Here is an 11,510-nt window from a genome sequence, read left to right on the forward strand (position 1 = left end):
TGAAAGTTTTCTATGGCTGAGCTTTCGAAGGATAAAATTGCCTATCTCTGGGTAGAGCACAGTAACAAGATGTGGCGCACGGTCTATGCGACACCAATTGTTGCGATACCAGTCATTGCTGGCTGGTTTGCTCTCTATAACAAGGGATTGTCGGGCTTCGCATTTCTCACGGTGTTTTTGGGGGCAATATTGATGCTAATACAATGGGCTATCATCGCGCGGATGGCGCAGTTTGATGGTGCTTTGTTTGGTGCTCTAAAGGCAGATCTTCCTGGTATTGGTGACCCAATCTTCCAACTGGATGGGAAATTCCTCGCACAGTCTGTGCCTGCGATCCTGTTGCTGATTTTCTTCTTGTTGGCAGTTGTTTCATTCACTGTTCCCTTTGCCGAAGTAGCCGGAGAGTCTTGATGTTCAACAAAATCCTGATTGCCAACCGGGGCGAGATTGCTTGCCGCGTCACGGAAACCGCTCAGAAGATGGGCGTGTCCTGCGTGGCGGTTTATTCTGACGCAGATGCCTCGGCCAAGCATGTGCAGATGGCGGATGAGGCCGTGCATATCGGCGGCGCGGCCCCGGCGGAGAGCTATCTGAAGGGCGACGTGATCATACAGGCGGCGCTGGATACGGGTGCGCAGGCGATCCACCCCGGCTATGGATTTCTGTCCGAGAACCCGAATTTTGTGGATGCGGTCGAAGCTGCGGGCCTGACCTTCATCGGGCCGTCTGCGGATGCGATCCGCAAGATGGGCCTCAAGGACGCGGCAAAGGTGCTGATGGAGGACGCGGGCGTTCCCGTCGTGCCCGGCTATCATGGCGACAATCAGGATCCCGAACATTTGGCCGGGGCGGCGGAAACCATCGGCTATCCGGTCCTGATCAAGGCCGTTGCCGGAGGCGGTGGCAAGGGAATGCGGCTGGTCGAACGTCCCGAGGAGTTCTCAGCGGCCTTGGACAGCGCGCGCGGTGAGGCTAAGACAGCCTTTGGCAATGACGCCGTGCTGGTCGAGAAATTCGTCGCCAAACCCCGTCATATCGAGGTGCAGGTGTTTGGCGACGGCACCCATGCAGTGCATTTGTTCGAACGCGACTGCTCGTTGCAGCGGCGGCATCAGAAGGTGATTGAAGAGGCTCCGGCCCCCGGCATGACCGCTGAAATGCGCGCGGCGATGGGGCAGGCGGGCGTGCGGGCTGCCGAGGCGATTGGCTACAAGGGCGCGGGGACGGTTGAGTTCATCGTCGATGCCTCGGACGGGCTGCGCCCGGACCGGTTCTGGTTCATGGAGATGAACACGCGCCTGCAGGTCGAACACCCGGTGACCGAGGCGATCACGGGCGTCGATCTGGTCGAATGGCAACTGCGCGTGGCAGCGGGCGAGAGCCTGCCGAAACGGCAAAGCGATCTGTCCATCAGCGGGCATGCTTTTGAGGCGCGGTTGTACGCCGAAGATGTGCCCAAGGGCTTTTTGCCCGCGACGGGCACTCTGACCCATCTGAACTTCCCGCAAGATTGCCGCGCCGATAGTGGCGTGCGGGCCGGGGATACGATCAGCCCGTGGTATGATCCCATGATTGCCAAGGTCGTGGTACATGGACCGACCCGTGCGGTTGCTCTGGAAAGCCTGCACCGTGTCTTGCGTCGTACCGAGGTGGCAGGGACGGTGACCAATCTTGCTTTCCTGGGGGCTTTGACGCGGCACAGCGGCTTTGCTGCAGGCGATGTGGATACTGGTCTGATCGGGCGTGACCTGGAAAATCTGGTTCAAAAGGCCGACCCAGGCCCTGCGTCCGCCGTGGCCGCTGCGATGACTGCGCTGGGTTTGACAGATGCAGTTTCGGAGACCGGCTTTACCCTTTGGGGACCAATGCACCGCGCGGTTCAGTTGCTGCGGGATGGGGACATCGTCGATCTGGATGTGCAGGTCGACGGGCCTGATCGTCAGGTTTGGGAGGTCGACGGCACGCAGTTGATCGCTCAGCGCAGCGGCGACTGGACCATCGATGGCAAGCCGATGCCCAGTGTCGCAATCGCCGGGTCGCATATCACTGTATTCGACGACTACGGGCAGGTGTTTGAGGTCGTTGACCCGCTGGACCGTGACGCCAGCGCGGCGGGTGACACCAATGTGATCGAGGCTCCGATGCCTGGTTTGGTCAAGGCCGTCTTTGCCTCGGCGGGGCAGGCGGTAAAGGAAGGCGACCGGTTGGCCATTCTGGAAGCCATGAAGATGGAACATTCGCTGCTGGCCGCCCGAGATGGCGTGGTGGCCGAGGTGCTGGCCGGGGCAGGTGCTCAGGTCGAGGCCGGGGCGGCTTTGGTCCGGCTGGCCGAGGATTGATCTGTTCGGGCCGTGCATTGCGTGGCACAGTCATCCGTATTTGAAACAAGAAGAAGCCGGGAAGGGATGCGCTGATGAAAGAACGGGTCGAGATATTCGAGGTCGGGCCGCGCGATGGTCTGCAGAACGAACAGCGCGCAATTCCGGTGGCCGAGAAAGTGGCTCTGGTCGATTGCCTCAGCCGCGCCGGGTTCAACCGGATTGAGGTGGCGAGCTTTGTCTCTCCGAAATGGGTGCCGCAGATGAAGGGCAGCGCAGAGGTGCTGGCCGGAATTGCCCGGGCCGACGGTGTCCGCTATGCGGCGCTGACACCGAATATGCGCGGGTATGAGGATGCGCTGGCGGCCAAGGCGGATGAGGTCGCGGTGTTTGCCTCTGCCTCCGAGGGGTTTTCGAAAGCCAACATCAACGCAACCATCGCCGAGTCCATCGAGCGGTTTGTGCCGATCCTCGAAGCCGCGCGCCATATCGACCTGCCGGTGCGGGGCTATGTCTCTTGCGTGACCGATTGCCCCTATGACGGCCCGACCTCACCCGAAAAGGTGGCCGAGGTAGCGGACGCGCTGTTCGCCCATGGCTGCTACGAGATTTCTCTAGGCGACACGATCGGGCAGGCGACTCCGGACAAGATCGCCCATATGCTGCTGGCGGTGCGTGAACGTGTACCAGTCACCCGGCTAGCTGGCCATTTCCACGACACCAACGGGCGGGCAATCGACAATATCGACGCCTCGCTGGCGCTGGGCGTGCGGGTGTTTGACACCGCTGCAGGCGGGCTGGGCGGCTGCCCCTATGCGCCGGGTGCCGCAGGCAATGTTGCGACCGAGGCCGTGGCCGCCCATCTGGAACGGTTGGGCTATGAAACCGGTCTGGACGCGGCTGTTCTGGAACAGGCGGCAGGCATGGCGCGGGCCATGCGGGCGGAGTAGGATATGTTCGACACAATCACACTGAATACCGATGCGCGTGGCGTGGCCACCTTGACATTGGATCGTCCCGAAAAACACAACGCTCTGTCGGCGCAGATGATTGCCGAGCTCACCCAAGCCACCGGGCAGCTGGCCCGCGATGACTCGGTGCGCGTGGTCGTTCTGGCCGCGTCAGGCAAAAGCTTTTGCGCCGGGGGCGATCTGGGTTGGATGCAGGCGCAGATGGCTGCCGACCCTCAAACCCGCTTTGTCGAGGCGCGCAAGCTGGCCGAGATGCTGAACGCTTTGAACACGCTTCCCAAGCCGCTGATCGGGGCGCTGCAGGGCAATGCGTTTGGCGGCGGTGTGGGGATGGCCTCGGTCTGTGATGTTGCGATCGGCGTCGACAGCCTGAAGATGGGCCTGACCGAGACCCGTTTGGGCCTGATCCCGGCTACGATCGGCCCTTATGTCATTGCTCGCATGGGCGAGGCACGGGCACGGCGCGTTTTCATGTCGGCCCGCCTGTTCGACGCAGCCGAGGCGGTTGATCTCGGCCTCTTGGCTCGCGCGGTACCTGCGGACGCATTGGCCGAAGCGGTCGAGGCCGAGGTGCGGCCCTATCTGTCCTGCGCTCCGGGGGCGGTATCGTCGGCCAAGGCGCTGGTTCAATCGCTGGGCCCGCGCATTGATGATGCGGTGATCGACCATACCATTCAACAACTTGTCGCACGTTGGGAAACCGACGAGGCCCAAGAGGGAATCGGTGCGTTCTTCGATAAACGCAAACCTGTATGGAACAAGCAGGTTTAGCCGATCTAGCTGATCCATCCACATTCCTGACAAGCTGTGGCGGGGCAATTGTAATAATGCCCCCCTGCGCGTTTCTGTTCGGTTGACCCTCTGACCCCGCGCAGATAGAGAATGGCCAGTCAACACGCCAATTGACGGCGCATCCCTTTGGGACAGGCGCAGGAAAGGAGCTATACGTGGAAGACCTGCTGCGGGAGTACCTCCCGATTCTGGTGTTTCTGGCCGTTGCCGTGGGCCTTGGAATCGTCCTGATTCTGGCTGCCGTGGTTCTGGCCGTCCGCAATCCCGACCCCGAAAAAGTCAGTGCATATGAATGTGGCTTCAACGCCTTCGACGATGCGCGGATGAAATTCGATGTTCGATTCTATCTGGTCTCGATCCTGTTCATCATTTTCGATCTGGAAATCGCGTTCCTGTTCCCGTGGGCCGTCGGTTTCCGCGACATCAGCGACGTCGGCTTCTGGTCGATGATGGTGTTCCTTGCCGTGCTGACCATCGGCTTTGCCTATGAATGGAAGAAGGGGGCGCTGGAATGGGAGTGATGACGGGTGCAAACACCGCCGGCGTCGACAAGGAAGTCGCCACCCAGGCCCTGAATGCGGAACTGCAGGACAAAGGTTTCCTGCTGACTTCGACCGAAGACATTATCAACTGGGCGCGCACCGGGTCGTTGCACTGGATGACCTTTGGTCTGGCCTGCTGCGCGGTTGAGATGATGCATACCTCGATGCCGCGCTATGATGCGGAACGGTTCGGCATCGCTCCCCGCGCTTCTCCACGTCAGTCGGATGTGATGATCGTGGCTGGGACCCTGACCAACAAGATGGCCCCGGCGCTGCGCAAGGTTTACGACCAGATGCCCGAGCCGCGTTATGTGATCTCGATGGGGTCCTGCGCCAATGGCGGCGGCTATTATCACTATTCCTATTCGGTGGTGCGCGGCTGTGACCGTGTTGTGCCTGTAGATATCTACGTGCCCGGTTGTCCTCCGACCGCTGAGGCGTTGCTTTATGGACTGATGCAGCTGCAACGCAAAATCCGCCGCACCGGGACGATTGTCCGATGAGTGCTGCTGTGGTCAGGCGCTGGGAAGCCGTGGTCGCCCGGGGTGATGTCGAGGGCTGGATCGAGACGTTTCGTACCCGAGCTTTGCCCGGAATGCGCGCCTTGGACGGGTTCCTGTCGGTTTCGTTCTTGGTCAGACGCGAGCAGGACCCCTGTCACGTTGTCGTGCTGACAAAATGGCGCGATATGGCAGCAGTCGTGGCATATGCTGGCCAAAACGCCAAAAAGACGGTCATGCCTGATTTTATGGCGAAGTTTTTCAAGTCATACGATGCCGAAGCGACGTTTTATGACGAAGTTCTTCAGGAGGGACGCGATGAGTGAAGCACTCAAGGAGCTCGGCGCGCAGCTTGAGCTGAAGCGGACCGATTGCGTTCTGTCCTGGGATGTGACCCATGGCGAACTGAACGTGGATGTGGCCCCGTCGAACCTTGTGGAATTCGTCGAGTTCCTGCGGACCGACCAGAACTGCAAGTTCTCGACTCTGGTTGACATCACCGGCGTCGACTATCCCGAACGGGCCAAGCGGTTCGACGTGGTCTATCACTTCCTGTCTATGTACCAGAACCAGCGCATCCGCCTGAGGGTTTCGATCCGCGAGGAAGACATGGTGCCCTCGATCACCGACATCCACCCTTCGGCCAACTGGTTCGAGCGTGAGGTGTTCGATATGTTCGGTATCCTGTTCTCAGGCCACCCGGATCTACGGCGCATCCTGACCGACTATGGGTTCCGCGGCTATCCGCTGCGCAAGGATTTCCCGACCACCGGCTATACCGAGGTCCGCTATGACGAGGCGCAAAAGCGCGTGGTCTATGAACCCGTCAGTCTGGTGCAGGAATACCGGCAGTTTGACTTCATGTCCCCGTGGGAAGGTGCCAACTACATTCTCCCGGGGGATGAGAAACAGGAGTAGTCATCATGTTTGAGTTCCTGATCTGGATAATTCTGGTGGTGGCTACGGTTGTACCGATGATCAAGCTGTTACCGCATTTCGGGATCAACAAGAACTGGGCGTTTGCCTGCATCCTCTCTCCGGCTGTGGTTGTCCTGCTTTGGATGATGGCCATGAAGCTGCAAGAGATGGAGCGGCGCTGACATGATGGGCGAACTGATCATATTGGGCGCGTTGGGCGTCTTGCTTGCAGGGGCCGCTGCGAAAGCGGCCGAAGCCGAAAAGGTCCGGGTCCGGGCCGAGGCAAAGAAGAAACGAGGGCGTTGATGGACGGCTCAAGATACGATGACGGCAGCACGGACGCGCTGAGCGGAGAACAGAAGATCCGCAATTTCAACATCAACTTCGGCCCGCAACACCCTGCGGCGCATGGTGTTTTGCGGATGGTTCTTGAGCTTGATGGTGAAATCGTCGAGCGCTGCGACCCGCATATCGGTCTGCTGCACCGCGGTACTGAGAAGCTGATGGAAAGCCGGACGTATCTGCAGAACCTGCCGTATTTCGACCGTCTGGATTACGTGGCGCCGATGAATCAGGAGCACGCCTGGTGTCTGGCCATCGAAAAGCTGACGGGAGTCGAGGTCCCACGCCGCGGCTCGCTGATCCGGGTGCTGTATTCCGAGATCGGGCGCATTCTGAACCACCTGCTGAACATCACCACGCAGGCGATGGACGTGGGCGCGCTGACCCCGCCGCTGTGGGGGTTCGAAGAACGCGAAAAGCTGATGGTGTTCTATGAGCGCGCCTGTGGTGCCCGTCTGCACGCGGCTTATTTCCGCCCCGGTGGTGTGCATCAGGACCTGCCGCCGGAACTGCTGGACGATATCGAGGCGTGGAGCCACGAGTTCCCCTCGGTCATGGATGACATTGACGGGTTGCTGACCGAGAACCGCATCTTCAAACAGCGCAACGCCGATATTGGCATCGTGACCGAGGATGACATCCAGAAATACGGCTTCTCGGGCGTGATGGTTCGTGGTTCAGGTCTGGCATGGGACTTGCGCCGTGCGCAGCCCTATGAATGCTATGACGAGTTCGAGTTCCAGATCCCCGTCGGCAAGAATGGCGACTGCTATGATCGCTATCTGGTGCGTATGGAAGAGATGCGCCAGTCGCTGCTGATCATCCGTCAGGCCATCGCCAAAATCCGCGAATGTCCCGGCGACGTTCTGGCGCGCGGCAAGATCACTCCGCCGAAACGGTCGGATATGAAGACCTCGATGGAAAGCCTGATCCATCACTTCAAGCTGTATACCGAAGGTTTCCACGTCCCCGCAGGCGAGGTTTATGCCGCCGTCGAGGCCCCCAAGGGCGAGTTCGGCGTCTATCTGGTCGCCGACGGGACCAACAAACCCTACCGCGCCAAACTGCGCGCGCCGGGCTATCTGCACCTGCAAGCCATGGACCACGTGGCCAAAGGCCACCAACTGGCCGACGTCGCCGCCATCATCGGCACGATGGACGTCGTATTTGGAGAGATTGACCGCTAATGCTCCGCCGTCTTCACCCCGAACAACCCGAAGCCTTCGCCTTCACCGCTGCCAACCAGCAATGGGCCGAAGCGCAGATTACGAAATATCCCGAAGGCCGTCAGGCCAGCGCGGTCATCCCGCTGCTGTGGCGCGCGCAGGAACAAGAGGGCTGGTTGAGCCGCCCGGCGATTGAAGCGGTCGCCGACATGCTGGGCATGGCCTATATTCGCGTGCTCGAGGTCGCCTCGTTCTACTTCATGTTCCAGCTGCAACCGGTTGGATCGGTGGCGCATATTCAGGTCTGCGGCACGACTTCCTGCATGATCTGCGGGGCCGAGGATCTGATTGCGGTTTGCAAAGAAAAGATCGCCGCCAAGCCGCATGAGCTGTCAGCCGATGGCAAGCTGAGCTGGGAAGAGGTGGAATGCCTTGGCTCTTGCACCAACGCACCGATGGCGCAGATCGGCAAGGATTATTACGAGGATCTGACCGCTGAGAGTTTCGGCAAGATCCTCGAAGATCTGGTGGCGGGCAAGGTTCCGGTTCCGGGCCCGCAGAACGGGCGCTATGGGGCAGAACCGCTTAAAGGCCTGTCCAGCCTGACCGAGCATGACAGTGGCAAGACCCAGTATAATGCCAGCGTGCAACTGGCGACTGATCTGGGCGACACCGTCAAGCGCATCGACGGGACTGAGGTGCCGATCCTGACCCCGTGGCTGGGCAAGGATGGTAAGGCGGCCGCGACGAAGGCGGCTCCGAAACCGCCCAAGGCTCCGGCGCAGGGCAAACCTGCGGTGAAACAGGTGGCTGAGGCCAAGGAGGCGCAGCCTGAAACGCTGACCGCTGCACGGGATGGCAAGGCCGATGACCTCAAGATGCTGAAGGGCGTGGGGCCGAAGCTGGAAGAAACCCTGAACGGGCTGGGCTTTTACCACTATGACCAGATCGCGAAATGGACGCCGGAACAGGTGGCCTGGGTCGATGCGCGGCTGAAGTTCAAGGGCCGGATCGAGCGCGACGGCTGGATCGAACAAGCCGCCAAGCTGGCCGCCGGGGAAGAGACCGAATTCGCCAAACGTGCCAAGGAAGACGGCACTTACGAGGACTAAACGGGTGCCCGTCCGGGGCATCGGGATGAGATGGACAAGGACAAGGAACTGGCCATAGCCCGCAAGGGCCGTCATATCGGCATCGTCATCGCCGTGACGATGGTGATCTGGCTTGCCATGAACCTGTTCATCGGCCCCGCATTGGAGCTGACGGCACGCCATGCGCTGCTGTTTGATTTTGCCGCTCTGGCAGGATTCATCTATGCGGGCGTCAACATATTTCAACTCTGGCGTATGCGTCAGGAGAGCTGAGGGTAAGCGATGCTGAAGGATCAGGACCGGATCTTTACCAACATCTACGGGATGCATGAGCGCAGCCTGAGGGGGGCGCAGGCCCGGGGGCACTGGGACGGCACCGCTGGCCTGATCGAAAAGGGCCGCGACTGGATCATCCAGACGATGAAGGATTCCGGTCTGCGCGGTCGTGGCGGGGCGGGCTTTCCCACCGGTCTGAAATGGTCGTTCATGCCCAAGGAAAGCGACGGACGTCCGGCTTATCTGGTGGTGAACGCGGATGAATCCGAGCCCGGAACGTGTAAAGACCGCGAGATCATGCGCCATGATCCGCACACGCTGATCGAGGGCTGCCTGATCGCCTCTTTCGCGATGAACGCGCATACCTGCTATATCTACATCCGCGGCGAATATATCCGCGAGCGTGAGGCGCTGCAGGCCGCGATTGACGAGGCTTATGATGCGGGCCTGCTGGGCAAGAACGCCGCTGGCTCGGGCTGGGATTTCGACCTGTTCCTGCATCACGGGGCAGGCGCCTATATCTGCGGTGAAGAAACCGCCCTGATCGAAAGTCTTGAGGGTAAGAAGGGGATGCCGCGGATGAAACCTCCGTTCCCGGCGGGGGCGGGGCTGTATGGCTGCCCGACTACGGTGAACAACGTGGAATCGATTGCCGTTGTGCCGACGATCCTGCGCCGGGGCGCGGACTGGTTCGCGGGCTTTGGCCGTCAGAACAATGCAGGCACCAAGCTGTTTGCGATCTCGGGCCATGTGAACAACCCCTGCGTCGTCGAAGAGGCGATGTCGATTTCCTTCGAGGACCTGATCGAAACCCATTGCGGCGGCATTCGCGGCGGCTGGGACAATCTGCTGGCGGTGATCCCAGGTGGCTCGTCCGTTCCTTGCGTACGTGGTGAGAATATGCGCGATGCGATCATGGATTTCGACTATCTGCGCGGAGAGCTGGGCTCGGGCCTGGGCACCGCTGCCGTGATCGTGATGGACAAGTCCACCGATATCATCAAGGCGATCTGGCGGCTGTCGAAATTCTACAAGCACGAGAGCTGCGGCCAGTGTACGCCGTGCCGTGAAGGCACCGGCTGGATGATGCGCGTGATGGACCGTCTGGTGCGCGGCGAGGCGGAACTGGAAGAGATCGACATGCTGTTCGACGTAACCAAACAGGTCGAAGGTCATACGATCTGTGCGTTGGGTGATGCGGCAGCCTGGCCGATCCAGGGCCTGATCCGCAACTTCCGCGAAGAGATCGAAGATCGCATCAAGGCGCAGAAATCGGGCCGCACGGGCGCGATGGCGGCGGAGTAGCGATATGGAAGCCTATGCGGAATACGGCCACGCGATTGCGTCTGTAGTGATTTTCACCCTGATCGTCTTGTTCCTGTCGCCGTTTTCGGCGCTGGCAAAGCAGGGCAAAGGCCTCGCCCCCGGTGCGACGCCTGATCAGGACTATGCCGACAAGGCCTATCGGCTGAACCGGGCCTATCTGAACGGCACGGAAACGCTGCCGGCATTTCTGGCGGTGACGATTGCGGCCATTCTGCTGGGGGTCAGCCCGTTCTGGGTAAATCTGCTGGCCTCGCTCGCACTGGTTGCGCGGATTGTCATGCTGGTGATCCATCTGCGTGGGCTGGGTCAGCCGCATAGCGGGGTGCGCTCGGTTTTTTATGTGGTCGGCTGGGCCTGTATGGTTGTGCTGGGCCTGATGTCTTTTGTGGCCGCGTTCTGAGGGGGAATGATGCCGGTATCAAAGTCGCTTCTTCTGCCTCTGGCTACGGTCTTGCTGACCGCCGCTTGTGGCGATGCCCCGTCCAGCGGTACGCGCGTCGCCTTTGACGGCAACTTCTTCCGTGCCTCTGCCAAGCAGGTGGATAAGAAGGTGTCACCCACCGAATTCACGGTGACGGTTAAGGATGTGTCCGCGTCGCTCGACGGTGCGCGCGAGGCTGGTCGGCATGAAGGCATCAAGTTCTGCGTGCAGAATTTTGGATCTTCGCGGATCAAGTGGAAGGTGGGCCCGGATACCGAGCCGCAGAAGCTGCGGATCGAGAAGGATCAGCTGACCTTTGCGGGGACCTGTCAACGCCCATGAACCGCGTTATCGGATATCACGGGCCAACGGGCCGGGCGTTATTGCCTAGCAGCGCAGATGGGGCGCGTCTTGGGGAACCCAAGACGAAAGGAAACCCCATGTCTGCAGTAAAAACGCTTGCCCTGGCCGCCGCCCTGATCCTTCCGGTCGCTGCCGAGGCCAAACCGCCCTTGCGCGAAGTCAAAGAGATCGACAACGAGCTCTATTACATCGCCATCGCAAATGAGATTTCCGAGTACTGCCCGTCGATCAGCGGGCGTCGGCTCAAGGCGATTGGGGTGATGTGGGATCTGCGGTCCAAAGCGAACAAACTGGGATATTCGGACAAGGAAATCCGCGCCTACGTGGATTCGGATGCCGAAAAGGACCGGATGCGCGCCAAAGGCGAGGCGTATCTGGCCCAGAACGGTGTGTCTTACGAAAATCCCAGTTCTTTCTGCACCTTGGGGCGGAAAGAGATTGAAAGAAACAGCGCCATCGGCGTGTATTTGAGGGCGAACTAGAC

17 protein-coding genes are annotated in these 11,510 nt (G+C 60.3%); all 17 read left to right on the plus strand.

The features are described 5' to 3' along the window. Nucleotides 1-12: 12 nt before the first annotated feature. Nucleotides 13-411, plus strand: coding sequence for a hypothetical protein (locus ACR1XV_RS11455; protein ID WP_480531364.1), 399 nt, complete (start codon nucleotides 13-15; stop codon nucleotides 409-411). Beyond that, nucleotides 411-2,339 carry an acetyl/propionyl/methylcrotonyl-CoA carboxylase subunit alpha gene (locus ACR1XV_RS11460; RefSeq protein WP_480531366.1) on the plus strand — a complete coding sequence of 643 codons (1,929 nt, stop codon included), beginning with the start codon at nucleotides 411-413 and terminating at the stop codon, nucleotides 2,337-2,339. Before ACR1XV_RS11455 ends, ACR1XV_RS11460 begins: the two co-directional genes overlap by 1 nt. 74 nt (nucleotides 2,340-2,413) lie before the next feature. Beyond that, nucleotides 2,414-3,268, plus strand: coding sequence for a hydroxymethylglutaryl-CoA lyase (locus tag ACR1XV_RS11465; RefSeq protein WP_480531368.1), 855 nt, complete (start codon nucleotides 2,414-2,416; stop codon nucleotides 3,266-3,268). Between the two features lie 3 nt (nucleotides 3,269-3,271). Next, nucleotides 3,272-4,060 (plus strand): crotonase/enoyl-CoA hydratase family protein, encoded by a 789-nt coding sequence (locus ACR1XV_RS11470; RefSeq protein WP_480531370.1) that lies wholly within the window; start codon nucleotides 3,272-3,274, stop codon nucleotides 4,058-4,060. A 176-nt stretch (nucleotides 4,061-4,236) separates the two neighbouring features. Next, entirely contained in the window at nucleotides 4,237-4,602 is a 366-nt protein-coding gene (locus ACR1XV_RS11475) for an NADH-quinone oxidoreductase subunit A (RefSeq protein WP_209504455.1), read from the plus strand. After that, the gene (locus ACR1XV_RS11480; protein WP_010442777.1) at nucleotides 4,593-5,126 is read left to right on the plus strand and encodes a NuoB/complex I 20 kDa subunit family protein; all 534 of its coding nucleotides are present in this window, start codon (nucleotides 4,593-4,595) and stop codon (nucleotides 5,124-5,126) included. The genes ACR1XV_RS11475 and ACR1XV_RS11480 overlap by 10 nt, the downstream gene beginning before the upstream one ends. Then, nucleotides 5,123-5,449 carry an antibiotic biosynthesis monooxygenase gene (locus tag ACR1XV_RS11485; RefSeq protein ID WP_480531372.1) on the plus strand — a complete coding sequence of 109 codons (327 nt, stop codon included), beginning with the start codon at nucleotides 5,123-5,125 and terminating at the stop codon, nucleotides 5,447-5,449. Before ACR1XV_RS11480 ends, ACR1XV_RS11485 begins: the two co-directional genes overlap by 4 nt. Continuing rightward, the gene (locus ACR1XV_RS11490; RefSeq protein WP_480531374.1) at nucleotides 5,442-6,041 is read left to right on the plus strand and encodes an NADH-quinone oxidoreductase subunit C; all 600 of its coding nucleotides are present in this window, start codon (nucleotides 5,442-5,444) and stop codon (nucleotides 6,039-6,041) included. The genes ACR1XV_RS11485 and ACR1XV_RS11490 overlap by 8 nt, the downstream gene beginning before the upstream one ends. A 5-nt stretch (nucleotides 6,042-6,046) precedes the next feature. Then, entirely contained in the window at nucleotides 6,047-6,223 is a 177-nt protein-coding gene (locus tag ACR1XV_RS11495; RefSeq protein ID WP_480531376.1) for a hypothetical protein, read from the plus strand. A 1-nt stretch (nucleotide 6,224) separates the two neighbouring features. Beyond that, complete coding sequence (locus tag ACR1XV_RS11500) at nucleotides 6,225-6,347, plus strand: hypothetical protein (RefSeq protein WP_257599041.1); 123 nt, start codon at nucleotides 6,225-6,227, stop codon at nucleotides 6,345-6,347. Continuing rightward, nucleotides 6,347-7,570 (plus strand): NADH-quinone oxidoreductase subunit D, encoded by a 1,224-nt coding sequence (locus ACR1XV_RS11505; protein ID WP_480531378.1) that lies wholly within the window; start codon nucleotides 6,347-6,349, stop codon nucleotides 7,568-7,570. The genes ACR1XV_RS11500 and ACR1XV_RS11505 overlap by 1 nt, the downstream gene beginning before the upstream one ends. Then, nucleotides 7,570-8,661: an NADH-quinone oxidoreductase subunit NuoE gene (gene nuoE / locus ACR1XV_RS11510; RefSeq protein WP_480531380.1), complete on the plus strand. Its 1,092-nt coding sequence runs from the start codon at nucleotides 7,570-7,572 to the stop codon at nucleotides 8,659-8,661. The genes ACR1XV_RS11505 and nuoE overlap by 1 nt, the downstream gene beginning before the upstream one ends. 30 nt (nucleotides 8,662-8,691) lie before the next feature. Further along, nucleotides 8,692-8,913, plus strand: coding sequence for a DUF5337 domain-containing protein (locus ACR1XV_RS11515; protein WP_480531382.1), 222 nt, complete (start codon nucleotides 8,692-8,694; stop codon nucleotides 8,911-8,913). A gap of 9 nt (nucleotides 8,914-8,922) precedes the next feature. Continuing rightward, nucleotides 8,923-10,221 (plus strand): NADH-quinone oxidoreductase subunit NuoF, encoded by a 1,299-nt coding sequence (nuoF, locus tag ACR1XV_RS11520; protein WP_480531384.1) that lies wholly within the window; start codon nucleotides 8,923-8,925, stop codon nucleotides 10,219-10,221. A 4-nt stretch (nucleotides 10,222-10,225) separates the two neighbouring features. After that, nucleotides 10,226-10,642 carry an MAPEG family protein gene (locus ACR1XV_RS11525; RefSeq protein ID WP_480531386.1) on the plus strand — a complete coding sequence of 139 codons (417 nt, stop codon included), beginning with the start codon at nucleotides 10,226-10,228 and terminating at the stop codon, nucleotides 10,640-10,642. A gap of 9 nt (nucleotides 10,643-10,651) precedes the next feature. After that, nucleotides 10,652-11,005 (plus strand): hypothetical protein, encoded by a 354-nt coding sequence (locus ACR1XV_RS11530; protein ID WP_480531388.1) that lies wholly within the window; start codon nucleotides 10,652-10,654, stop codon nucleotides 11,003-11,005. Nucleotides 11,006-11,103: 98 nt separating this feature from the next. Next, nucleotides 11,104-11,508, plus strand: coding sequence for a DUF5333 domain-containing protein (locus ACR1XV_RS11535; RefSeq protein WP_480531390.1), 405 nt, complete (start codon nucleotides 11,104-11,106; stop codon nucleotides 11,506-11,508). Nucleotides 11,509-11,510: the final 2 nt, after the last annotated feature.

It is taken from the genome of Ruegeria sp. AD2(2025), from assembly GCF_056542385.1.